The organism is Pseudomonas sp. ATCC 43928 (assembly GCF_005938665.2).
Lineage (GTDB): Bacteria > Pseudomonadota > Gammaproteobacteria > Pseudomonadales > Pseudomonadaceae > Aquipseudomonas.
In genome coordinates this window covers 2,001,041-2,027,177 of sequence record NZ_CP041753.1, presented here as the reverse complement: position 1 = coordinate 2,027,177, position 26,137 = coordinate 2,001,041, and the positions used below count along the sequence as shown (strand labels likewise).

The following is a 26,137-nucleotide window of genomic DNA, read 5'->3' as shown; positions in this document are numbered from 1 at the left end:
GATGGGACAAAGAGTTGCCGTGCTGGGCGCTGGCCCCATGGGCCTGGCAGTGGCCTACCAGTTGGCCAGGGACGGGCATAAACCCGTGGTATTCGAGGCGGATGACCGTGTGGGTGGAATGACCGCGGCGTTCGATTTCTCGGGCACCACCATCGAGCGCTACTACCACTTCCATTGCATTTCTGACCACGCCTTCCTGAAGGTACTGGACGAGTTGGGCTTGGCCTCGAAAATGCGCTGGGTCGAAACCAAAATGGGCTATTGGTATCAAAACCGCTTGCAACCTTGGGGTAACCCCATTGCTCTGCTCAAGTTCAAGGGCCTAAGTCTGACAGCCAAAGTCCGTTATGGCCTACACGCATTCCTGTCCACCAAGAGAAATGACTGGAAGCCTCTGGACAACGTCGAAGCCACGGGCTGGATCAAGCGCTGGGTCGGGGCCGAGGCCTGGGAAGTGCTATGGAAGCGCCTGTTCGACTACAAGTTTTACCATTACACCGATAACCTATCGGCAGCCTGGATCTGGAGCCGCATCCGCCGCATCGGCCGCTCGCGCTATAGCCTGTTCCGCGAAAAACTCGGCTACCTGGATGGCGGTTCTGACACCCTGCTGCAAGCGCTGAAGGCCGACATCGAAAAACACGGCGGGATCATTTGCCTGAAGTCGCCGGTCAACCGCGTGATCATCGAACACGGCAAGGTTCAGGGTGTGGTCTGCGGGGAAGAAACCCAGCGCTTCGACAAGGTCATCAGCACCGTGCCGCTGCCCTATGTGCCCTCCCTGATGCCGGACCTGCCACAGGATATTCTCGCGCGCTTCGCAGCCCTCAAGAACGTTGCGGTGGTCTGCGTGATCGCCAAGCTGCGCAAGCCTCTGACCGAGAACTTCTGGCTCAATACCAACGACCCCGAGATGGATATCCCCGGACTTGTCGAATACACCAACCTGCGCCCAATGAACGAACACATTGTCTATGTGCCGTTCTACATGCCTGGTGAACATCCTAAGTTCGCCGAACCGGACCAGGCTTTCCTCGACAAGGTGCGTCGCTACTTAAAGAAGATCAACCCGACGCTGAACGATGAGGACTTCATCGATATCCGCGCCAGCCGCTATCGGCATGCGCAGCCCATTTGCGACCCGGGCTATCTGGACCGGCTGCCGCCGGTTTCGCTGCCAGTGCAAGGCTTGTGGGTAGCCGATACCTCCTACTACTATCCCGAGGATCGCGGTATTTCCGAGAGCATCGATTTCGGTAGAAACATGGCAAGGGATGCAGTTAAGTGAAACAACTGCTTAATCGACAGTTCCTTGCCTTTCTGGTGACGGGGGGTAGTGCAGCTGCTGTCAACTTCTTCTCGAGGATTCTTTATAACCAATGGCTGAGCTTTTCAGTCTCGATCGGGCTCGCCTACCTGACCGGCATGATCACCGCCTTTGTACTGGCACGAATGTTTGTCTTTACCGAAAGCCAACAGCCCATCCATCACTCGGCAATGTTCTTTGTACTGGTCAACCTGGTTGCGGTCGTACAGACATGGATCATCAGTATTGGCCTGGCATCGTACATCCTGCCTGCAATGGGCATGGAGTCCTTCAAGCATGAAATAGCGCACGCTGTCGGCGTGGCTGTGCCGGTGTTTACCAGCTACTTCGGCCACAAGCGCTGGTCATTTCGCTGAAATCGCGCATCCAGGCGCCCGGGCCATGGCCCGGGCTCCGGCAATGAGACCGCCTTGGACCGCGCCCACAGCACCTTCAATAATCCATAGTAAGCGCTCCATAAACCCCATCTACTTCAAAATTGGCGCGCTCAGCTAGATTATGCCTGCGAGCAATTCCACGGCAGTAGGGTTTGGTAATCTTGTACACGATCCATAAACCCCACCTACTTCAAGATGGGGTTACGGTTTACCGTGGCATCTCTGGCGAGCAGTTCCACGGCAGCCTTGATCCAATGCTGTCCAGGTAACTGATGGCTTTGCCCAGTGCATTTTGCGCCGTCACTTGTGGCTGCGTTTTCTCCAGCCATGTTTGCAACTGCGCCGACACTGGCAGGCTGTTTTGCTGTCGGCTTCCGTGGCGATGTTCATCGCCGACTTCTTTAAAATCTCGCTCGAAACCGTACAGCTTGTTGATCAAATTCAGGGCGATATGGGCACGCCCGGTTTTGCCTTTAGGCTGCACCTTTTGCGCCTCGAAAAACTTGAGCCGCTCTTATGCCCAACAGCCTAAACGTTCGACACCGGATTGCGCACCCAAGGCGTTATAACCAGCGTAATCATCGGTTATCAGGTGTTCGACCAGCGCCGCGAGGCCATCAATGGGTTTTTGGAAGTCGACGGTCTTAGGGTAGAGATAGACATTTTCGACTTTTACGTCGGGACGCATCATCAGGTGATGGCTCCGGAAAGGAATCGGGAACACAGCATCCGGGATCAAGTGGCGGGTTTGAATGTAGGGTTTATGGAGTAGTTACGAATAATCTGAGCAAATATTATGAATATCAAATCACCCTTAAAAAAAACAGTCCAACTAACACGCAACAACTAAACCAGAACACACCACAACAAAATAAAAACACGGCTTACAGAGCACATTAAAATAATTGGCTTTTTGCCTACCAGGCAAAAAGCCAATTAGCGACTTAGCGACTTAGCGACTTAGCGACTTAGCGTGTGCTACCTCTAACATTTGTTACTGCATATTCAAAGCCCTCATGTTCACAGACTAAGGGAATGATACGCTCTAGTGCATGCAGCAACGAGCCATCATACGGAAGGGGCTCTGCAGGATAATCCTCCCACTTCAAACACAAATTAACTAGTGGCGCCAATACTTCTGAGCGACCCCAGAACATTGTTCCCACCGGAAAGTTAATATTCTTAGGCAACTGGTCAATCGACAAGCGTAAAGCTAGTTCTTGAGCAGGTTTTTCGTTTGCATCCCAACCCACGACATTCGAATCATCTGGAAAAATCAACCCGAATTTCGGATTCAAGCACATTTGACCAACGATGACGTCAGCCATATTTCCAGCTGCTCCGCCCAACAAATTATCCAAGAGGAAGTTGAACCATTTTCTACCAACCTCCAAGTCTTTTACATCAACAGTTTTCTTCGTGTGAATATGCCCAACAATTTGATAATTTTGTACGAGCTCTGAACCGAAAGCAGTCAGCAAGGGACCGATGTCTCTCCCTCTATTTGGAACAACTTCAACACAGACAGCCTCTACGTTACTAGCCTTTAATAGAGCCAGGATTTCAAGCTTAACTTCTAACGAAGGAGCACTGATAAATAGATCTGGCCTTACCTTGTTCGCCTTGAGTCTTTGCAAAATTTCCGGGAGTAAATCCGGATAGAATACGTGAATATGAAGCGCTATCTTTGTGTCATCCAACACATCGGCAACTATTGTCTTTGGCGTCAGCACTGGACGCAGCCAAGCGCCCTGAGGTTTGCCTGCCTGAAGAAAATGAGAGTAAGGATCAATCTCAAGATTATCGAGATTGTTCTGTTCAAGGTAGATACCCGGATGAAAGCCCGGGAAAGGTTTCTTTCTGCCTATTCCGCGCACCCAAGAACGCATATACATACAGAGCAGGTCGCCATCACTAAAGTTCACCCGATGGGAATCTCTGAGAAACTCAAAATCGGTCAAATCAGAGTCCTTCACGATCAAATAATCTGCATATTCCTGCTTCGTTCGCGCTTCGACAACATGCGCAATCCGTTCCAAACTTTCAATATATTTATTCATATCGAAATAATCTTGAGATTTAGAACGACTCTGCTTACTGACGTCAGCTCTCAAACTTTGAGAGTTCGCTAACGAAAGGATTTTTCCTGCCATTGATACAGTATCCAGATACGGCGCAACACATTCTTCAACAAGACCGCACGAAGATAAGAAGTCAGCTATACCCGTAGTTTTATCAAAACACACAATCGGCAAGCCATGGCTGAGTGCATCAATGGCAACATTGGGCAACGGATCCAGTCGTGACGTCAGCAGGAAAATATCGGAGTTTTCATACACCGTATCGATGGCGGAGGTTTCGGAAATGAAGAATACATTTTTCTCGAGGTTCGCTCTCGCTATTTGATCTGCCAAATAGACAGAATAGCCTATATCGTGATCGGGATTGTAGCCTTGTCCAACCCAGACAAAACGGCAGTTTTTACCCCCAGGTGCATTGACCACCCTTGCCGCACATTCAATGAAAAGGTCCACTCCCTTTCTCAGCTGCACATAACCGGCTCCAAGGATTACGACCTGCCCCTCAGCACTCCCATTAGGTCGCATTGCATTTATAATGCGTTGTTGCTCCCTCTCGATTTCGGAAGAACTATGGTTCTCGGGAGGCAGAAGGCAGCGACCTTGGGGAAGAATATGCGTATGCCCTTTGTTTAGCTCCGCGTACTCCGCCTGGGCACTTTTCAATGTAATGTCTGTTGAAAATATCAGCTCACCTGACCAAAAAAGCGCTTCTCGAAATGCACTGCGAGGTCGAGTATTTGCTGCGAATTCATGCACTAGGCTTAAGCAAGGAACAAACCGCTCAGCAAGAGCAGGCAGTACGTATCGGGCTTCAATACTATTCGCTATTGCGCAATCTATATTGAAACGCTCAAGTATCTGTTTTACGATCGCCTTGGTAATTACCGAGTTATTTTTTATATCCGCGACGGGCCCAATTACCGCAGCACCTGAAGCTAAAAATGCATCCTCTAAATCCCCCCCACCAAGAAGAAGGGCGACAACATTGTACTTTTTAGACAGGTTTATAATTATATTGAGACTTAATATAGGTGCGCCTGTCCTGGAAGCTTCGTGACTGACAACCAAAAACGTTTTGCGTAATGGATCGACAGACCCGTTTGCACCCCGAACTTCAAGAGCAGGCATGGCTCCCATGCGCCCCTCCCTTTTACCTGTAGATCGATAATGCACCTCTGGATCTACGCCGGAGTTTTTTACATCAGGGTAAAGAGCACGATATAACTCCGCATCAAAAATGTCCGCGTCTTGGATTTCAATAGAAAGCGGACGTCCTTCAATAGCTCCATTCACAAGGAAGTGCTCTTCTGGAGAAACTCCGATAGCAGCCACATCTGAGTTAGCATGTAAATATTTATTGTACTCAAAGCTAAAATGCTTTGAAAGCACACGTGCAAATGGGTGCTCAACCGCCCCCATTAGCTTACGCGCCGCTCGCATAGCTTTCCACGGACGGGAAGAAAATATAATTTTCAGACACTCGGCCAGAACTATAGTTAGCTGATGTTTACTATCCAGCAATACTTCGAACTGATGATGAGCCTCCTTATTTCGCTCATTCAAGGAGCGATTCTGTTGCCTCAGGGAAAGATTTTCGTCTCGCTGCTTAACCAATTCAAGTTTTAAATTCTCCCGTTCAGTCAGTACAGTGGAAACTTTCGCTTCTAGCCCCTTCAGTCGCCCCTCAAGTCCATCAGAGAGCTCTCTAAGTTTGTATTGTTCTGCCTGAGCATCTTTTATCTGTAGGTGAAAGTCAGCGATCCTGGAGTGCCGACCTTTAATCATACTGATCCCTTTCAGCGCCATATCGAGTGCATCTTGACTCAACTCGGCTTTACCCTTAGGTACATCCAAAGGGTAGTTGAAAGCAGCAAAATCCCCAGCATACAAAAGCTTTATCAACTCCGCAGACCTTGAAGTAATAAAGCTTTCGGAGTAAGGAATTAGACTTTGGTTAGCTCGATTTGTCACAAACGGGGCAATAAACCCATCACCTATAATACTTTCAAGCTCTGCTTCCAGGCTCGACGTATCTTCCAGCTGCGCAACAATGTCGTATTTTATTAAATCAGGACGCAGCAAGGCTACTTGTGGAGTCCAATGCGGATCCAAAAAACTCGGAGCCTCAACAGCTAACAAATATTCAAGAAAACCTTCAAAAGCATTCGAGATATCAACGGTGCTCGCTATTTTATGACAATAAAATTCGTGCTTAACATACCGCCCTATTTGCAATGGCTCACGAAGTAAAATTTTTGATTGCCAAGCTGAAAATATACGTTCGTAAGGATTTCGAACCACCGCAAAACGAAAAACCCCATCAGTGTTAACTAGCTCACCCAGCCGGGACTCGGAAAGGCCGGTAACTGATGGAGCAACCAGATGAAAGGTGTCATGGATGGTTAACTCTGGCGTACTCTCTAAACTTTTCAGGTCTTTATTGATGTCAGGCACATAACCTTCAAGCTTAGCAAACCACCATTTTAATGAAGTGGAGCCTGCTTTCGGCGTCGACACATAAAAAATCTTATATTTTTCAGAGTAGCATGAGCTATATCTCATCAACTCCGCTTGACCTTTAGAAATAACACCAAACATAACGCACCCACCCTTTATCACAGAATTTTTTTCATATAACAACAAACCGTCTACAGCACCCTACTAACAGGCAACTAAACTATGAGTTAACAATACCAAAAAACCCCCTAGTTAATGCCGGAGAGACTCGAAACACCAAAGTATCCATGACACGACAAAACTCATTCGACTGATAATTCGACCATAGCCCGCGGCCAGTAGAACAAACGCACGACTGTAGATTCATGACACAAGAGAAATCAACTGCGGACCGTTGTCCAGCCGCAGCCATTCTAATAATTTTGGGATATTTAGGATATTGCAGCCCTGCCACTTCAAACCCTAATAACATTTTAATGAGCGACCCGAAGTAAAATGGTGGAGTCGTCAAGAATCGGATCGTCCAGCGAGAGCCGGGTGAACTGGCGTAACAAGGTACTTTCATGGAACGCATCCATCGTCGGATCACTTCAAGAAAAACCAGTATTGCAGCAAACGAATAGGCAGCATGGGCTCCAGAGGATACAACTTACGACCATCACCCACCTTGGGAAAGTACGGTTCAATCAGCGCCAGTAATCCGCTCCAGGGCACCACCCGCGCCATTTCAGCCAGAAAGCGTTCACGCCGGGGTTGCTTACGCTTGCTGGCGTATTCGAAATCGGAACAGCTCATCTGATTCATGCAGGGCTCAGGTCAGGTAGTCATGGCGTATTCAAGCACATCTGAGGACTTGTTCCGAGTTTCTCCAACACACCTACGACAAAAAAACTGCGAATAATTGACAGTCGGGCGCGCTTTCTGACCAAACGCGTGAAACGCCTAAAAGTCGAACGCGATCCCCCCTACGCCCCAAACAAAGTCTACTTCAGCACGCGGGTGACGATCGAAGACGCGCATGACAGGGCATCGCGCTTCCAGATTGTAGGCACTGACGGCTGGACCTGAAACTGTATCTGATCAGCGTCGCCCCCATACGCTGGCGAACAGTTCGTGTAGATCGTCGCGATCGACTACCCCTGAATCTCAGCGACGAGTTATCAGACCTAGGAGGGCAATGCGCGTCAGCTGCCTGATGACCTCGGGTGCATCTTCGAAGCCAGGTGATGACGGCCAGGTCGAAGCTGTCGCCGGCAAAACGTACGATCAACTCACCGTCGTCAAAGAACTGGACCAGGATCGCCGAAAGGTTTCCGTTATGTTGTGGCCAGCCGTCAAAATAGCGAAGCAAGGTGGGCTGGTATTAATCAGCAAAGAGTTTTTTTGGATTGCGCAGGGTAAGGTATGCCGTGATCGGCGCAGGACTTAGCAAGGGTCGTAGTGCATTCATCTTGCCTCAAAAGTCTGCATTACAGGTGAGAGGCAGCACCGAACCAGCGCTTTAACTGTAATTCTGTCTGCAGCATGCGCGTTACTGGTGTCGGACTTGACCACAGGCGCAGCAATAGCACCAACATAAGCGCTGGTCATCAGGGAAAAAAAGAGAGTAGAACTAGCCTGTACCCTTAAATGACGCTCCATGGCATTGATAAGGAAGAACAGCTTTTCCGAAGCTGCCTCCCAAACCTGGGTCATGGGCAATTCTGTCAAAAATGTGTCCGTTACAGCCTGTGTAACGATCAGGGCTCGAGGCGACGCTGCTGGTAAATCAAGTCGACGATTTCACCATCCGGGGCGTAACCACTGACAGTGTCACGCAGAAGTTCGCGAACCCGCGAATAATCATCTCGCTCAACGGCAGACAGCAACTCCATCAAGCTGCGCTTGAGCACTTCCCAAGGCAAATGATCCTCTTTGGCGCTCATGATCATCGGATGCCGGGTAGCAGACACGTTGTCTCCGATCAGCAACTCTTCGTAAAGCTTTTCCCCGGGACGCAGTCCAGTGAACTCGATGGCAATATCGCCTTGCGGATTTTTCTCCGAGCGAATGCTCAAGCCAGACAGGTGAATCATCTTCTCCGCCAACTCAATGATCTTGACCGGCTCGCCCATGTCCAGCACAAACACGTCACCACCCTGCCCCATGGAGCCGGCCTGTATTACCAATTGTGCGGCCTCGGGAATGGTCATGAAGTAACGGGTAATCTTCGGATGGGTAACCGTCAAAGGCCCACCCGACTTGATCTGGCTGTGAAAAAGCGGAATAACCGATCCCGATGAGCCCAACACATTACCGAACCGCACCATGGTGAAACGGGTCTTGTTGACCCGGGACACATTGGACTTGTCCCCGAACAACACCGGCGCCAACTCACGACTTAGGGCCTGCAAGGTCAACTCGGCAAGCCGTTTGGTGCTACCCATGACATTGGTCGGGCGTACAGCCTTATCAGTCGAGATCAGCACAAAGTTTGCAACACCTGCCTCCAATGCAGCCTGAGCGGTATTGAGCGTCCCGATCACATTGTTCAGCACACCTTCGGCAATGTTGTGCTCAACCATCGGCACGTGCTTATAGGCCGCCGCGTGATAAACCGTGTCCACATTCCAGGTCTTCATCACATCCAGAAGTTTATGGGGATGACGAATCGACCCCAGTATCGGCAACAACCGGACAGACAACGACTCACGAGCAATACGATGCTCGAGCTCTGACAAAATGCTGTAGAGATTGAATTCGCTATGATCGAACAACAACAGCGTGGTTGGCCCCAGGGAGAAAATCTGACGACAGAGTTCGGAACCGATCGAACCGCCCGCCCCCGTAACCAAAACCGTCTTGCCCTTGACGCATCGAGCCAACAAATCAGGCTGCGCCGGCACCGAATCCCGCCCCAACAGGTCAGCAATGTCGACTTCCTGAATGTCGTCCACCTTGACCCGACCACTGGCCAGATCAGTGAAATTCGGAACACTGCGCACATGGAGCGGGAAGCCCTCCAGAAAATTGAGAATCTCCCTACGCCGCGCACGAGTCGAAGACGGCAGCGCCAGAAGGATTTCCTGAGCACCAGTCACGTCGATCATCTGCTGAATATGCTTGGGCTTGAAGACCTGCAACCCAGCAATCGAACGATCCGCGATAGAGGAATCGTCATCGATAAACGCCACAGGACGCATCACGCGCCCCATGCGCAACGCTGCAACCAACTGGTTGCCCGCGACGCCAGCACCGTAAATGGCGACCTTGGTCAAACCATCGTCTCGATTGACAAACGGTACATGCTGCGCAGCGGTGAACCAATCGCCCATGAAATACTGACGCATGCACAGACGCAGGCCGCCAATGATTACCAGGCTTAGCCACCAATAATTGAAGATGATGGAGCGCGGCACCACGACTTCGTGATTGCTGTACCAGTAGACCACCACGGCGAGGATCAGCGAGGACAGACTGACCGCCTTGACGATGGCAATCAGTGCATCATTACCGAAGTAGCGCATGACAGCGCGGTACATGCCAAAGCGTACGAAAAGGGGAATGGCAATAATCGAGGCACTGACGAACAGCCAGAAATGCGACTTTAGCGGATTGTACATGTCGTCGATGCCGAGGCGGACGATAAAGGCCAGCCACAAAGCGACCCACACCAAAACCACATCGGTGGCGACCTGTATCAGTCTTTTTTGCCTACGAGGCAAACCCAGCAAAACTCTCCGTACTTTATCCATTCAAACTTTCGAGCACGCAGCCCCCCCCCTTTTTACGCGGTCGTTGATCAGCATTGTAACCTCAATGAGGACGAGATCACCCAATACTTGCAAATGGCAGGGTCCAGGAAGGAGCATTTAACTGAAAGCGCCGCTATAATTCACCCCTCTGACCGGCCTGCCCGACAGACAACGCACGGACGCGAAACTCGCTTGAAAACCACGAAACGTTGCTGCCGCGAAACTGCTCGTCGGCAACCATTGGCTAATCGCTCCGCCCGCTTCCGAGCAGGCGATTTATCGGAGCGCTGACGATCAGACGCCGTGACTTAACCCAAAAATGCGTTTCTGGAGTGAGGGAAATTTCTTGGGAGTTCACATCTGACCGTGGGATGATGGGATGATAGAGAAAGTGCGAATCATCTGACAGAGATTTTATTTATGATCGCTAGCACACCTGACCCGCTCAACACAAGTACTTATTTTTTGAGCGAATAGCTCAAGCTTGGCATGATAGCGAGCGCGCGCCATACGAAATAGCTGCAGGCTTTATGCTCCCTCCTTGCAACAGGGGGAGGCACTCTACGTGGAGTACATCCCGCGATCGTAAAAAACTGGAAACCAGACGGGATGGAAAAAGTGACACCCCCCCCTCCTACAAGATTACAATCATTGACTGTTTTGACAACCCGGTGTTTCGAATGCTAAACAACTCAATTACCGCCGCCATGGCAGATATAGCGACAGCTGTAAAGCGCTATTCTCTGGTAGGCATGCTCGGATGGCAGGATGTACGTCAACGGTATAGACGCTCTGCTGTCGGACCGTTTTGGCTAACCATCAGCATGGGCGTTATGATTGGTACCATTGGCCTCGTATTTGGCCAAATTTTTAACTCCCCCATGAAAGACTTTCTGCCATTTCTTGCAGCAGGTATGATTCTCTGGAGTTTTATTTCTACCTGCGTGTTAGAGGGCTGCACCAGCCTCATCGCCGCAGAAAGCATTATCAAACAACTCCCCATCCCATTATTCGTGCATATTTTACGCACAATATGGCGCAATACTTTGATCCTCGCGCACAACATCGTCATTTTCCCGCTTGTACTGCTGGCTGTTCAGAAGCCATTGGGTCTTGGAGCACTGTTGAGTGTCCCGGGCTTTGCACTGCTTGTTCTCAATCTGGCATGGATCTGCTTGATATTGAGCCTTTTATGCGCTCGATATCGCGATCTCCCGCAGATCATTGCGAGCGCCTTGCAAATTGCCTTTTACTTGACGCCAATCATGTGGCTTCCAAGCCTGCTACCAGGACGAGCCGGCACTTATTTACTGGATTTGAACCCCATCTATCACCTCATACAAATCGTCAGGGCCCCCTTGCTCGGACAGGATGTGAGCACTGTTAGCTGGTGCGTGGCCGGGGGCATGGCTCTGTTTGGCTGGTGCATAGCGATCATCATCTATGGCCTCTATAAACGTCGCATTGCTTATTGGCTCTAAGAAGAAAACTATTATGGCTTGTATTGAATTTCATAACGCATGCGTTGATTTCCCTATCTACAACGCAAGTTCTCGCTCTCTGAAAAAGCAACTGATTCAAGTCGCTACAGGCGGCAAACTCAGTGCCAACGACCAAGGCCGAGTGATCGTCAGAGCACTGGAGGACCTTACTTTCTCCCTCAATGACGGAGACCGGGTTGGATTGCTCGGTCATAACGGCGCTGGCAAAAGCACATTACTCAGACTGCTGAGCGGTGTATACGCCCCCTCCGCTGGCACCGCCAGTATCAGCGGCGAAGTCGCTTCCCTCATTGATATTTCATTAGGGATAGACCCGGAGGCATCCGGCAGGGAAAACATCTTCATGCGCGGCATCCTGCTTGGGATGACAAAAAGCGATATTGCAGAAAAACTCGACGAAATCATTGAGTTTTCAGAACTGGGTGACTTCATTGACCTGCCGGTACGCACGTACTCTTCCGGCATGCACTTGCGCCTGGCCTTTGCGGTATCGACGACCATCAGACCTGAAATATTGATCATGGACGAATGGCTGTCCGTAGGGGACGAAGGCTTCAAGCACAAAGCAGAAGCCCGGATGAACGAACTGGTCCAAGCCACCAGCATTTTGGTGATAGCCAGCCACTCCCGTGACCTGGTGCTGCATACATGCAATCGGGTCATTTGGCTGGAGCACGGCAAAATAAAAATGGACTCGGACCCCGAAACAGTTACCCGAGCTTATTTTGGCCACTAATATTTTCGTTCGCGCCTGCAACCCTCAATAAGCTAATAAACCGGCGAACTCATAAAAAACCACTTTATCAAGTTAGGATGAACATTGGTTTTTTATGAAAGTAGCCGCTTAGCCATTGCAGCGTAGAAGCCAAAGCAACAACGCCTCTTGCCAGCTACATCTCATGATGCAACCCGACGCAAAAGCCGAAAATGTTTATCTGCATCCAATCCCCCCAAAAAAATTATCGATAGCCTCGCAACTCCGATTGAACGGGTCATTATGGTGACGTTATTCACCTACCTGCGCTGACGCGCTCGTCAACAAATTCGGCGACCGTGTGAAAACTCCCCCAGCGCGGAGAGAGACGACGCCACCGCTGGGCAACTCCCCCAAAGCTACTGGCCAAGGCTAGCCAAAACAAATAAATATGCCTATTATCCCGCACTCATAGATCAAACGATAAATATTCAAGGCCTGACATGTCAGCAAAACTGGAAACTGGAAGCAATAGACTATTCCCCCTAGAAGCCTATAGGGGAATAGCTGCATTTATTGTGCTTGTTCACCATTTTTTTTTAGGGTTTTCCCCATATACAACTGGATTATTAGGGGACGCACGAAACAAAGACAGTTTAATAGGGCAGCCATATTTTGCTCTTTTTAACGGCACAGCAGCTGTCGGTTTTTTCTTCACCCTTTCCGGGTTTGTTTTATGCTGGTCCTATTTTAATCATGAAAACCCACAAAAACTGCTTCTGGCATTTCTTAAAAGATTTCCTAGACTGGCCGCCACAGTAACGATTACCACTGTCGCAAGTTACTGCTTATTCAAGCTTGGTTTTTACTATTTCCACGACGCTTCACAACTTAGCTTGAGCCCATGGCTTGCGACATTTGCTTACGGATGGACGCCAGGGTTTGAACCGAGCTTCTGGGGAGCTCTAACACAAGGAATAACAACTTTTTTCACAGGAGTAGCTAGCTACAATACAAACCTTTGGACTATGAAACCCGAATTTTACGGCAGCATGATTGTCTTTATGCTTGCATGCTTTATTTCAGTAATACTCGAATACCGCTACCTTATTTACGCCTTCATAATTATTTCAATATCAGCACTGTTCTATAACGACTTCATATTCCCCTTTGTTGCCGGTACATTTCTTTCTGTTTATCTGACCAAAAACAAAAATGAAATCCCCTTCCTCGCCTCCATAGCATTAATTATTTTCGGGCTATACTTGCTCGGATACATGATCCCGGAAAAGTCATACGTTTGGGCTTCAGTCATCCCAGATATTATGAAAGCTCACACCCAAACCTTGCTCCACACACTTGGTTCCGCCTGCATAATATTCGCAACCATGAGCAATCAAAAGGTTTTTAAAAACCTGAACGGGAAATTTTTAAGGGGTATTGGAAAAATCAGTTTTCCACTCTATCTTGTCCATACCCTTGTGATCTGCTCACTATCAAGCTACGTATATATCAAACTTGCAAATCACGGAATCAGCAACACACAAAGCTTAATTATCGTATTTATTGTCACCGCTACCACTTCAATAGCACTAGCAGTACCACTCTCTCGCTTTGATGACTGGTGGGTTAAGCAGGTCAATTCAATCACACGAAAACTATTGAAAGAAAAACAATTAGTCCATCGACTCGACCCACAAGATGCACCTGCCGACCACCGATAAATCAGCTACAGGTGCGTAAATGGCCTTTCACGGATGAAAGGAAATACAGAAACAAGAACGCCGACTTGATTGATGATGTTCGCGGATGCAAACATATTCAACAAATCGGCGTTCTTATATGTAATATTCTAGAAGGGCATTTCTTTCGTCACAACCCGGCCGGATGGCGACCCTTTACAGATCGATTTGACGCCTTATGCCCCCCCCGCTTTTGAAGCCTTCCCAGAGATCGTAACCACCCCATAAGCTCACCTTCCAAGAAGCGGGCTTATACAGTGCTTACATCGTTATATCAACGTGCTTATTCCGGATTATCCAATAACCAAGCAGCAAAGCGCTCCAACCCCTCATCGAAACTCACGAAAGGGGCCCACCCCAAAGACTGTTTGGCGCGCTCGATATCCAGGACACTGACAGGCACATCAAATCCTCGACCCGACAAGTACTCACGACTGGCATTTCGCCCCGTGACCCTCTCGATCGCGCCAAGAACCTCATTGAGACTATGTCCGCGCCCTGAACCGATATTGAACACATGCTCTTCACCGGATTGCGCTGACGATGCCAACAACGCTCTCACCACATCAGAGACATGAATGTAGTCACGTACAACCGTGCCATCGCCCCAAATCTCAACCGTCTCGCCACGCAGGACTTTGCCAAGGAATACGGCTACCGCGCCTTGGCTAGCATAGGTGCGCTGCCCCTCACCAAAGGGGTTTGCAAGACGTAGAACAGTATAATCAAGGCCGTATAAGCGATGGAAAAGCGCCAAATACTTCTCGATCGCCAACTTGGCAATTCCATAGGAACAAGCCGGGTCAGTAGCATGGGTTTCTGGAATAGGTACTTGCGTAGGGTCTCCATACACCGTGCCGCCGGAGGAAATAAAAACAATCTTCCTCAGCCCGGACTTCACCGCGAGGTTTAGCAGGCGGATGGTCGCAACGACATTGCTCTCCACATCGAAGACGGGATCCGCATTTGAAGACTTGGGGAGGGTCGTAGACACCAGGTGATAGCAAACATCGCAACCTTCCAATGCCTTGGCGACTTCGGCCTCGCTGGTGAAGTCTCCTTCGCAAAGCTCGAAATTAGGATGATTGAAGTGGGATTCACCCAACGGCGCCACATTGGGACGATCGAAACAGCGCACAAAATGGCCCTGATCGAGCAATGCGTCTATTAAGTGGGTGCCTATGAAACCACGCCCCCCCAAAACCAGGGACCGCTTAACGGGATTAGGGGAAGTGTTCTCGGAATTATTCAACGTTGCCCTCCAGCGCTTGATATGGTTGAAACTGCCGCCTTGTGCAGCAGCAGACAAGGCGGGCGTGACCTGCCCCATCCTTGGCAACCATTGCAACGACCTACACTTTATTGTTTAACGGAACACACTGTGACGGCTAATGATACGTCAAGAGAGGCGGCTTACCAAATTGCCGGAGACGCCCGTCTTGCTCTCAGCGCAGGCCTGGTAATCAGCCGGACCTGCCCTGTGAGCCCTCCCCTTAACGCTAGCTGTCCTGCTTACAGCAACTCCGGCTACAGGTCTTGGACAGTCAGGCCAGCGGCTTCGGCCTTCGCCGGCTCCGCCCTGCGCTGCTGAATGTCACGCTCGAACAAACGAAGATATTGAGAGGCAACGGCGTCAATTCGATATCGACTGGAAACGTCTTTCACCAGGCCGACGGCTTCCTTGTATTTCCGTTCATCTGTCGCGAACGCTGCAATCACGCGGGCCGCACTCTCGATTGGGACGACCCAATCTTCCAACCCGATAATCTCCCCGGCAACGCCGCTCTCTATCGTCAACATGTTTTTGATGTCGCCTACGTCTGTGGCAATGTATGGCTTGCCGGCGAACAGACAATCGACAATGGTCAGAGGGAAACTCTCTGACCTGAAGGTCGATAACATGATGCCCATGTCCGCGGCAGCATAATGGCCTACGGAGTTATCACTAAAGCCAGCCAGGTAAACGAAGTCCGGCGCACCTGCTTGACAGTATTCATCGTACACCAGGCCATTACCGACCAATATAATACGGATGTCCCGACCGGAAAGTGATCGCGCAAGTTCTACCGCCTGGATAGCTTCGCCCCAGCCTTTATCGGGAATTGCCCGACTGACACAACACAATACAAAAGCATCTTCCGGTATACCCATCTGCACGCGCGAGATTGGAACGATTTCCGGCGGCTGCAACCCGTTAGGAACCTTGACGAAACGGGGAGAAGACTTGTCGTACAGTGAGATGTCCGAGAAAGGAACAAGATTTTTCTCAGCGGTGTAGACCCATGTACTGACACCTTTGTCAGCAATGCGCAACTGTTCATCAGTCACTCCATTGCCATGTTCAATCATCCCGTGCAGAGCAGCCACATGGGCGCCAAGCTCGGAAAAAACATCCGGGACATCGACCGGATACTTCTGAACGTACCACTGGTGGCTATTAAGTGCTTCAATTCCGAAATCATGAATGATCTCTTTCACTGATTCGATATTCGACGTCTCGATCACCGGCACGTCGTTTCTCAGCATCTTGCGAACACCATCTTCGCGTTTTGGTATCCCGGCGCTAAACAAGGAGACGGAAATACCTTGGCGTTTAAACTCGTTTGCCAGTCGAATCGGAAGAATTTCGGCACCGCCCGGATAGAAGCCGATGGTGGAAACCATCACGTTCGGCAGTCGGTCAGCCCTTGCACGAACAATCGAATCATGGTCGTACCAACGTAGAAACTCTTCTGCGGAGCCCCCGACATAGTGGTCATACAGCTTCTTGCTGGATTCCTCACAAGCCTCAAGCACCGACATCGGAACATTGTAGAGGGACTGGACCGTTCTGTTCGCCACCCCGAGCTCGCGATAAAAGACCTCTTTGCGATAAGTGGTGTTGGCAGTACTTGCATAATGTCGACGGAAATAGTTTGTACCCTCAGTGGAGTAAGCAATCTTTCCGCCACGCATGATGTGCAAATAGAAGACCCAGTCACCGGCAACCTTCATTGATAACCACGACTGATCATCCAACAGTGGCATATCAACGGGACGCTTGAAAAGCACGCCACTGGCATTAGGTATTGTGTTTTTAATACCCAACGCCGAGCGCACTTCGTTATGCGCTGTGCTTACATAGGAACCCGCCCATTTATTCGCACACTCCAGATCACTTACATAGTTAAGGAACTGGTCCGGCATCACAACTTCGTCGGTCGTTACGAACTCACATTTCGAGTACGCAAGCATGACCGCTTCATCATCAAAACAACTAACAAGCGCCTCCAGGAAACGCTCATCACAGTAATCATCGCTTTCAGCGACCCATACCAGATCACCTTTGGCCGCCTTGATCCCCTTAGCCCACTGATGAAAAACGCCACCCGAATTCGTCTCATTGAACAACAAGCGCGTTATATCAGGGTACTTTTCCGCATAACCAGTTAACACCGAACGGCTATCATCAGTCGAACAGTCATCCATCAGGATAACTTCTATATTCTTGTAAGTCTGCCCATAAATACTATCCAGCCGACGAGCAAGGTAGCTCTCATGATTATAGTTTGGAACAATTACCGAAACTTTTGGCATAACGATACTGGAATCAATATCCAGCAAAGCGCGTGTTGTTTCGTTCAACCGACCAAAACCGGTGATACTGTCTGGCTCAAGGAAAAGTCCTTCCTGCCAATTGTTCCAGGCATTCACGAACAGTAGACGGCGATCCTCGGGGAGCGCCTTTCTCGCGCCCCTGATCGCCGCGTCAAGCCAACGTCCATAGTCACGAATGTGAAAGCGCGAATACACAAGAGGAGAATATTGCTTAAGCGCAGTTTCATCACGCCCCAATGAAATAGCGTGGAAAACCGGAGTAGTACGAAGATGTGTTTTCTGCGCTCGTACGATCCCTTGCGAAGCAACAAGGTTATACGGAACGGTATCTATTCCATTCTTGTTTTGCGGTGTAAATACGCCAGTTTCGCCCGGTACAGGATCTGCAGAAAGATCAAGCACGGCGTCACACAAACCATCCAGGTCCTGCGCCAACTCTTCCGAACCCGCAAAACCAAACTGAGCAATCAGGTACACGCCGTCACACAGTTCATTCAATCGCTCACGTAGCTTGCGAATTGAATCAACGATGTCTTCGTCGTACTCATTGAGCTTAACCAAGATGACGGGACGCTCATCAACCCGCACACATCGCTTATCAGCTAGAACTGCAACAACAGGCGTAATCAAGTTGTTCGCCAGGCCTTCCAGATGCAAATCTATTTGAACGCAGAAATTAAAGTCGATTTCTGTGTGGGCAAGAAAAATGTCCAGAGGCTGTGGCGACGCTTGCACAACCGAATCCGCGCTCAGTTTAAAGCAAAAGCCAAAAAAGCCATGGCTCTTGGCACTGAGTACCTGCTGGGTGAGCACACGCCCATCCAACGGATCATACAACCCAAGCATCTTGTCAGGACGTGGTCGCTGCGAATTGCCTTTGGCAGCGAATCTGGCACTACGCAACGCCTCCCAGTCAGGCGATACATAGAACGCGAGCAACTTGATGTCGCTGTTAACCTCACCAAAACGGATGTCGTTTTCGTGATTAATGAGTGCATCCGGTACCGCTATTCTATGCTCCGCCGCGCCAGTGACAATGTAATGCCAAAGCGGGTTGAGACCAATGTGTTGAATGTCTTTGTAAAGTGCGAGATAGGCGCGCGTATCAAAGTCCATGGAAGGATTTTTACCTTCGCGCCAGCCCTGTTCACAGTAGTGCCTGAGCGGATCGACCGAGACCTCTGGCACATCGCTGTACATCGCAAGGTAGTACTTCTCGTCGAACAATCCTGACTTTTTGACGGCTTCGATCTGTGCCTCGAGCACAGCCTTGAGAACCGGTATCGGTGTATATTCACCATACGGATTGAAAACCGCATTGCGCCCGACGGGTCGACGCTTGACCGCCGTCATTTCGCAAATGCGAACTGGCAATCTGATTGGGCGACCTTCGAGCTGTCCGCATTGAATGTAGTGAAGCAGCGGATGAACCTGAGCCTCGGCAACATCAGGGTTGGCCAACAGATAATCCGAAGGACTGAAAGCGGCGCAAGGATTGCGATTTTCTATCCAGCCCTTGAGCATGTAGTGCTTGAGTGGATCAGTGCCTTTTGCACGCACTTCTGCATTATTGGCCAGGTAATAATCCGGATCAAACAACCCGCTTTCCTGAATCTCACGAAGAGTATTTTCGTTATAAAGCTCTCGACGACGCCTTAACGAGTCGACAACTTTACTCCATGTCAGCGTTCTGACGTTATGGACGGACTCTCGCACAAACCCTGAAACCATGCGCACAGACGACATTAAACGCCAGGAATGCGAAGAGAGTAATGCCTGGAGTTCCTGCTGCGTCTTGAGCAGATCAGCCTTCAGACTGACATTCTCTTTTTCGTAATCAACCAAAACGGCTTTGAGATCGACTAACTGCCTATTGAGCACACCCACAGATTGCTCAAGACTGGCGATATGCCGGTCACGTTTAACCAAAGAACCCATGAGCTCTTTTAACTGCGATTCACGCTCGAACAGAGTCGGGTTCAATGAGGCAATTCGCTGATTCAAATCCTCGATCTGTTGGGTCAAGTCCTGAATTTGAAGGGAGCGCGCACCTATTTGTTGACGACTTTCCCGAATCAGCCTGGCCGCGTCAAACGCAAGATCCAACTGCTCTACCGAAAACGCTTCTGTACGTTCTGGTACTTGCCTATCATATTCGAAGACATCAAAATCTTCGGCATACAACTCTTTAATCAAACTCGCACTTCGTTCCGTTATAAAAGCAGGAAGGAAGGGAATGACATTTTCACTTTGCGAAGGCTCTGCGAAAGGATCGGCGGCCTGCTCACCGAAGTGCTCCGATAATGCTTTATGGAGTTCAGAGGAGTTTTCAATTTTGACCAACAGGGAATAATTGATCAAATCCGGACGCAATAGCGTGGCTTGAGGCGCCCAAAAATCTTTTTCAGGTGAAGATGCGCTATTACTTGCGAGATACTCCAGAAACGCCTCAAAAGCCGAAGCAACATCCGCTACGCTTTTTACCGGCTGCTGTAATAACTCAAACTTTGGATACGATGCGACCTGCTCCGGATCTTGTAACAGTATTTTCGACTGCCATGCGGAGAAGATGCGCTTATAAGGATTTCGTACGGCGGCAAATCGAAAATATGTATCAGCAAGAAGCGGTTCCAAAAGGTCGTCTATTTCCAGCCCGCTGACATGGGGCGCAACCTTGTGAATCTCGTGAACAACTTGATCAGAATTGCTTCCCGCAGCCTCACCGACGCCGCGCAAGGCCTGCGAGCAACCTTCCAGTGACGCAAACCACCACTTCAGGGAAGTACTCGCAACTTTGGGGGTACTAACGTATAAAACCTTGTACTTCTCGGAACGGAAACTGTTCCATTTGAGATAGTCGAAGACTTTTTGTTTGTCCACTGATGACAAATCACTAATATTTAGCATATGCGTCAAAAAATCCTATGGGCATGCTGACTCTCAGCAACGCACTTCCAAACGAGTAAATTATCTGCACTAATACGAACACCCTGTAAGACGGCTACAACCATAGCCCTACATAAAAGGGTAACACTTGCAAATGACCACTCCCTGGTTCCACGACGACTTTACGTCGACGACGTTAGCCCCCTTGGGCCGAGTGAACCTCAAACGCGGTCACTGACCCGGAGCAAACAAGCGCGAAACCATCCAAAACTGATTTATAACATTTTTTGGTCTTAACATTCAAAATAGCTCAGAAATACCGGGTTCCTTACCTATGGTCTAGCTGCAGCCCCCAACAAAAAAGGTTCCCCCCTACCGCCAAGAGCGAAAAACACGTCAACCCCAGGCAGACACACGGCGGACTGAATCGTTGACGGGACAGAGGATGGGCACCGCTCGAAACCATCCCGGCCCAGACCTGCGCCCCCTCCCGAAACAGCCAGATTTGATTACTTTAAAGGGCTGCCGCCGTCCATCTGAAAAAAAGCCAGAATATTGAGGAGCAAAAAACCAATAAAGAGTCAACAAATCGTATACAAAACCAACCACTTCGACTAACGAGCCAGAGCTACATCAGTAGAAAAATACAAAAAAAGAGTCACTCACTCGGAATGACTCAATTCAAAAACTCGATACCACAAACCGCTAAAGCACGAACTTAGGTATAACTCTTACACGTTTTCAGCGCGTGATTCTTGGCAATATAATATGCGTCATGCAACTGCATATGCCGCTCTACCCGTACAGTGGGGTCACCTGGAGTTCTAAACAAAGACGTGGTTTTTGGCACATAAACAAACTTATTGCCATAACCATACCGCAACCAAAGATTCCAGTCTTCGAGACTGCTCATATCGGTTTGAAATCCGCCTCGTTGCAAGAAGAGATCCTTTTGAAAAAGGAGAGACTGGATAGCTATATAGTTGTGATCCAGCAGAACCTCATAGTCATATTCTTGCTTGAGAATCGGAGGTACCGCATGGCTAACCTCAAAATATTGCCCTTCCACGCCACTGGCAACAGTACCGACTTCCAGCGCCAATGAGTAGGCCGCTACCGCGTCAGCATTTTTCGCCAACGCACCAACAAGCACCTCGACATGATCCGCGAAAAGCAAATCATCATCATCGAGAAACATGCAATATTTTCCGGCAGCCTTTTCCAAACCATAATTACCGGTCACCGAACGACCGACTTTATCGAGGGAGTAGTAACTAACACTCATTCCCTCCGGAAATTCAAAATCAGACACAACCGAGCTCATCGTAGAACCGCCATCCTCAACGACTATCAACTCGATATTCGGGTACGTCTGATTACACACAGACATCATGGACTGTCTGAGAAACTCTCCTCGATTCTTGTAAGTTCGAGTAACCACAGTAACAAGAGGGTAATCAGCCAATGATTCGCCCACCTCCCAGAACGCCCCATCCCTGATCATTTCATAATCAAAGCCCCTGAAAGGGAAGTAGCAGTTTTCACTCGGTCCCTTGCCCCGCATAAAATACCGAGCCTTCTTGAATATCACACCGAAGTTTCTGAACACATCGCGACGGGCGCCAGCATAGGGTTCTGGACGGAGCAAAAGCAGGCATTGCAAGATAAAGCCACCCACTCTATCGCTCAAATTCCCATAGCGCAGCCTGATATAAGCATTGGCCAGCGTGCTGCCGGTATACTGAATCGGTTTTATATGATGCTCATGCTCATAGGTATAATGATAGACGACGGCGGATGGGCAATACTTGAGTTGGTATCCATAGGACCTGAAGCGATAGGAAAGCTCGACGTCTTCGCCATACATGAAGATCTCGCGCTCGTATCCACCGACCTCAACGTAAGCCGACCTTCTTACAAGTACGCAAGCATGGGACGACCAGTTGGTTTCCAACGTTACCGGATCATAATATTTAGGGTGTTCATAAGGTGCCTGCCTCAACTCCCAGGATGCCACCTCAGCCTTGGCATCAGCCAGAGCAGCAGCCACCACTTTGGTTATAGAGTCTTTGGCAAAAACGATATCCACATTACTAACAAGAAAATATTCAGAGCGTCCTTTACGGATTGCCTTTTCATGCCCGGCACCAAACCCGACATTGGCGCCTTCCATAATGTCGAAACCAGCCACTTCCTGACCAAGCAATGTCTGCCAACGCTGCAATGCTTCGAGGGTGCTGTCCGAAGACCCGTTATCAACAAAGAACATATTCAATTTGCTGAGCGGGTAATTTTGCGCTCTTAACGATTCAAAAAAACCATCAATCCACTTGCCACTATTGAACGTCACCACCGACACATCAATAACTGGTTGCGCCTGAGCGATCGACGAGCTCTGGAACCGTGAGAAACGACGATTCAATATAGCCTGGATAGCCTTGGTATTATTCCGCGAATTAATCACTAACATTATGTTTTCGCGCAAACGCTTGAAAAACAAATGTATACGAACACGAATCCACACAAGGAAAGGAAACTTTTGGTAAAAGGGCCGAATAAACGCTTTAGACTTAGCCAAAAAAGAGCGCAGCCCTCGTGAAAAACGCGTTATGACTTGCCAGATTTTTGAAGCAACCATACTGAATAAACCACTCATCAAATCGAACTCCCTAACCAATGCAACTTAGCGACCTGCAAATATCACAACATCAGCGGCAGGTACATCCCTAGATGCTCTATAAGAGAGGCGACCATGCAAACCCGTGTTGATATGTGTTTTTGACGCTTTTTAATTACACTACTTGCTCCGACTCTCCTGCTTTGTAGGTACGTGCGATAAACAGCAGTGGCGCATAAGCTACGACCATACCAAAAAATCCGGAAATCCAGCCACTTGCTACAGCAATCGATAACGGCATGAGCCATACAAAATTGATAGTGATCGATGCCAGCGTTACTGCTTTATGGCTACGGTGCTTGCGAGAGGCATATTGATAACCATGACTGCGATGGGCTTCATATACCTTTTCACCTCGTAAAAGCCTGCGCATCAGGGTCCACGTCGCATCAACAATGAAAACGCCAAGCATGATCAACCAGCTCCAGAGCAACTCGGGCGACTTGGAGGCTGCCTCAATCGACATCCCTGCTAATACAATCCCCAAAAAACCGCTGCCTGCGTCTCCCATGAAAATTTTCGCCGGCGGATAGTTCCAACAGAGAAAGCCCGCGACCGCAGCTACCAGAGCCAGAGGCCCCCAGGCCAGTTCGAGGTTTGCGCTAAACCAATAGACCAGCAACATTCCGAGGCAGACGCTGATCGCTTCAGCACTGGCCAGGCCGTCAATGCCATCCATGAAGTTGTAAAGATTCAGCATCCAGACCAAATACAGCACAAACAAAATATTCCCAATCCACCCTGGATCAAGGGTGACTCCAAAGAGCGTGACACCAGGAGAGCCTCCCAGCCAATATAACGCCCATATCGAGGCTGCAAAATGGCCTAATAGGCGCCACCTTGCGGCGATATGCCCGTGATCATCGGCAAAACCGATAAGCGCGACCAACAAGCCGCCCCCCAGTAAACCGACGAGCGTCGCCAGGCTCATCAAATCAAGCCCCCGAAGGATCAGAAGCGCCAACAGAAAGGAGACAACGATAGCTACACCTCCACCCCGAGGAGTAGGCACAGAGTGAGAGCTGCGCTCGTTTGGTGTATCCATCAAGCTATTGGCCAAAGCATAACGACGTAAAACAAACGTCAGCCCCCAGGAAACAACGAATACTGCTAGTAGCAGCCACAAAAAAGTCATTTCGTCTGCGCGTCCAGATAGTGACCTGCGGTTTGGCGCATGGCTTCATCCATGTTGATGGGGGGGGTCCACCCCAATAATTCACGATTTTTGCTGATGTCGACCTGCAATGACCCGCAGATCCGTTGAGCAACGGATTGCTTTCTCAATGCCGAAGCTGCCATTACCAGCAACCACTTTGGCAGTGGCAAGAGCCAGGCCTTCGTCCCGAGCGCATTGCCCAGGCGACGTAGTATTTCAGTTGTGGACAAGTCCTGGCCATCACTGACCAGAAAGGTTTGGTTCGCTGCGGCAGGATGATCGATACAAGTGATTACAAGGTCCACCAGGTTTCCGATCGCCACAAGGCTACGCTGGTTCCGGACCGCTCCCAACGGTAACGGAATACCTTTGTTCAGCCAGCGCAGCATACTCAGAAAATTGGCTTTAACACCCGCCCCATAGATCAATGGCGGGCGAATAATCACGACTTCCATTCCGGTTTCGCGAGCAAGTTTTCTCAGGCCTTGTTCAGCCTCGTGCTTGGACACGCCATAAGGATCCGCCGGGGCCGGTGTATCATCAGCCTTGAACGGCTTGCCTGGCTGGGTGCTTTCGCCATTGACCTTGATCGAACTGATGAAGATGAAGCGTTTGACTCCCGATTCAGCGGCGCGCTTTGCCAACCGAAGAGTGCCCTCCACATTAACCTTGCGAAACTCGGCCAAGGCATCAGAAGCGATTTCGTTCATCACATGAACTCTGGCCGCCGCGTGGACGACCGCACTGACTTCCTTCAACTCAGGCAAGGCTTCAGGATCATTCAGATCAAAGGGTACAACCGGGCATAAACCCTGCAACCGGGTGAGACTGCGAGCGGCCGCGATCGGAGCGAACTGTTTGTCCACCAACATCCTGAAAACCAGCGCCTCACCCACGAAACCGCCTGCCCCCGTGACCAATACCTTTGGGGCTGTCATTGAGCTTTGTTTCCCATCAATGCGGTGAACCAACAGATAAAAAAGAAAAAAATCTTGTCCCGCACCCGGCGCCTGCATTGCCAGGCACTGAAGGACAGTTTCATCAGTTCCGTACGCCGTAATTGCAACAAGACGCCTTTAAAGGGCTTCGCCCCCTGCCCCACCAGATCTGCAATCAGGTGAACCTGACCGAACCACCAACCGTCATGAATGGTTTTGTAACGAGCGATCAACGGACTCAGGCCTGTGTTGGCACCCACCTGATTACGCTCGTGCTGCCGGTAATCCATGCTGGGTAACGGGTCGATATACCAACGGTAACCATGACTGCGCGCAAAGGCGTAGAAATACCAGTCATGCAAAGTTACACCTTGCAGTTGCTGCCAGTTGGCGAGCATCGAGCCTTTCAAGGCTTCTATCAGGCTTTTTCTAAAGACATAGGTGCAGCCAGGCCCGGCTGCCTCGAACAAAAAATCCCAGGCGACCTGAGGTTGCGCCTTGTCCAGCAGCAGGGTTCTGCCATTTGGCCAGAACGCCGTCACGTTACTGGAGTAGGCATCCACTCCTCGTGCCTGCAACGCCTGGGTTGCTCTGTGCAGCTTATCGGGATACCAGATGTCGTCCTGGTCGGCAAAGGCGACGAAGTCGTAGCCATCGAAGTCAACGTCCCGGATCAGCCGAAAGAAGTTGCGCGATGCTCCGCCGAAGCGATTGGCATCCGGAAGCACTACAACTGCTGGATGCTCAGCCGCATAAGCTCTACACCACGCCTCGGTGCCGTCAGTAGAGGGGTCGATGCTAATGTGCAGGGTAACGTCGACCGATAACTGGCCGAGAATCGAGACCAATTGCTCCTCAATCCACTGCATTCCGTTGTACGCAGCCAGCAAAACTGCAACCTTGGGATGTTTTACTGGCATGCTATTCCTGCTTGCTCGGATTAAACGCTAGGTTTGAAAGTAAACCCTC

The 26,137-nt window shown here is 49.8% G+C and carries 14 protein-coding genes and 3 pseudogenes; 5 read left to right on the top strand and 12 right to left on the bottom strand.

Annotated features, from left to right (window positions below; all coding sequences use genetic code 11):
• Position 1: 1 nt before the first annotated feature.
• A complete protein-coding gene (locus tag FFH90_RS09170; RefSeq protein ID WP_138867025.1) occupies positions 2 to 1,288 on the top strand; it encodes an NAD(P)/FAD-dependent oxidoreductase in 1,287 nt (428 codons plus the stop codon).
• Positions 1,285 to 1,683 carry a GtrA family protein gene (locus FFH90_RS09165; RefSeq protein ID WP_111454885.1) on the top strand — a complete coding sequence of 133 codons (399 nt, stop codon included), beginning with the start codon at positions 1,285 to 1,287 and terminating at the stop codon, positions 1,681 to 1,683. Before FFH90_RS09170 ends, FFH90_RS09165 begins: the two co-directional genes overlap by 4 nt.
• A gap of 262 nt (positions 1,684 to 1,945) precedes the next feature.
• Here FFH90_RS09165 and FFH90_RS09160 read toward each other — a convergent pair.
• The 6 genes and pseudogenes from FFH90_RS09160 to FFH90_RS09130 all read right to left on the bottom strand — a co-directional run.
• Positions 1,946 to 2,299 (bottom strand): annotated as a pseudogene (locus FFH90_RS09160) (transposase); the annotation flags it as partial.
• A 373-nt stretch (positions 2,300 to 2,672) separates the two neighbouring features.
• Positions 2,673 to 6,383 carry a rhamnan synthesis F family protein gene (locus tag FFH90_RS09150; RefSeq protein WP_138867024.1) on the bottom strand — a complete coding sequence of 1,237 codons (3,711 nt, stop codon included), beginning with the start codon at positions 6,381 to 6,383 and terminating at the stop codon, positions 2,673 to 2,675.
• 350 nt (positions 6,384 to 6,733) lie between these two features.
• Positions 6,734 to 7,046: pseudogene (locus FFH90_RS09145) on the bottom strand (transposase); the annotation flags it as partial.
• Between the two features lie 342 nt (positions 7,047 to 7,388).
• Positions 7,389 to 7,692: pseudogene (locus FFH90_RS09140) on the bottom strand (class I SAM-dependent methyltransferase).
• Positions 7,689 to 7,937 carry a hypothetical protein gene (locus tag FFH90_RS09135; protein WP_138867022.1) on the bottom strand — a complete coding sequence of 83 codons (249 nt, stop codon included), beginning with the start codon at positions 7,935 to 7,937 and terminating at the stop codon, positions 7,689 to 7,691. The pseudogene FFH90_RS09140 and the gene FFH90_RS09135 overlap by 4 nt, the downstream one beginning before the upstream one ends.
• A 44-nt stretch (positions 7,938 to 7,981) precedes the next feature.
• A complete protein-coding gene (locus tag FFH90_RS09130) occupies positions 7,982 to 9,976 on the bottom strand; it encodes a nucleoside-diphosphate sugar epimerase/dehydratase (RefSeq protein ID WP_138867021.1) in 1,995 nt (664 codons plus the stop codon).
• A 680-nt stretch (positions 9,977 to 10,656) separates the two neighbouring features.
• On the opposite strand from FFH90_RS09130, the gene FFH90_RS09125 reads away from it, so the two are divergent.
• The 3 genes from FFH90_RS09125 (at position 10,657) to FFH90_RS09115 (ending at position 13,896) form a co-directional block, all read left to right on the top strand.
• Entirely contained in the window at positions 10,657 to 11,457 is an 801-nt protein-coding gene (locus tag FFH90_RS09125) for an ABC transporter permease (RefSeq protein WP_064616679.1), read from the top strand.
• A gap of 13 nt (positions 11,458 to 11,470) precedes the next feature.
• On the top strand, positions 11,471 to 12,214 hold the full coding sequence (locus FFH90_RS09120; protein ID WP_064616677.1) for an ABC transporter ATP-binding protein: 744 nt from the start codon (positions 11,471 to 11,473) through the stop codon (positions 12,212 to 12,214).
• A gap of 461 nt (positions 12,215 to 12,675) precedes the next feature.
• On the top strand, positions 12,676 to 13,896 hold the full coding sequence (locus FFH90_RS09115) for an acyltransferase (protein WP_138867020.1): 1,221 nt from the start codon (positions 12,676 to 12,678) through the stop codon (positions 13,894 to 13,896).
• A gap of 301 nt (positions 13,897 to 14,197) precedes the next feature.
• Here the strand turns inward: FFH90_RS09115 and FFH90_RS09110 are convergent, their stop codons facing one another.
• The 6 genes from FFH90_RS09110 to FFH90_RS09085 all read right to left on the bottom strand — a co-directional run bounded on the left by FFH90_RS09110 (position 14,198) and on the right by FFH90_RS09085 (position 26,088).
• Complete coding sequence (locus tag FFH90_RS09110) at positions 14,198 to 15,244, bottom strand: NAD-dependent epimerase/dehydratase family protein (protein WP_256663676.1); 1,047 nt, start codon at positions 15,242 to 15,244, stop codon at positions 14,198 to 14,200.
• A 197-nt stretch (positions 15,245 to 15,441) separates the two neighbouring features.
• The gene (locus tag FFH90_RS09105; RefSeq protein ID WP_168206156.1) at positions 15,442 to 20,391 is read right to left on the bottom strand and encodes a glycosyltransferase; all 4,950 of its coding nucleotides are present in this window, start codon (positions 20,389 to 20,391) and stop codon (positions 15,442 to 15,444) included.
• Between the two features lie 724 nt (positions 20,392 to 21,115).
• The gene (locus FFH90_RS09100) at positions 21,116 to 23,053 is read right to left on the bottom strand and encodes a glycosyltransferase family 2 protein (RefSeq protein WP_138867018.1); all 1,938 of its coding nucleotides are present in this window, start codon (positions 23,051 to 23,053) and stop codon (positions 21,116 to 21,118) included.
• Between the two features lie 136 nt (positions 23,054 to 23,189).
• A complete protein-coding gene (locus FFH90_RS09095) occupies positions 23,190 to 24,209 on the bottom strand; it encodes a glycosyltransferase family 4 protein (RefSeq protein ID WP_064616668.1) in 1,020 nt (339 codons plus the stop codon).
• Positions 24,206 to 25,168, bottom strand: a complete 963-nt coding sequence (locus FFH90_RS09090) for an SDR family oxidoreductase (protein ID WP_064616666.1) — start codon at positions 25,166 to 25,168, stop codon at positions 24,206 to 24,208. Before FFH90_RS09090 ends, FFH90_RS09095 begins: the two co-directional genes overlap by 4 nt.
• Positions 25,165 to 26,088, bottom strand: a complete 924-nt coding sequence (locus FFH90_RS09085; RefSeq protein ID WP_064616664.1) for a glycosyltransferase — start codon at positions 26,086 to 26,088, stop codon at positions 25,165 to 25,167. Before FFH90_RS09085 ends, FFH90_RS09090 begins: the two co-directional genes overlap by 4 nt.
• Between the last annotated feature and the right edge of the window lie 49 nt (positions 26,089 to 26,137).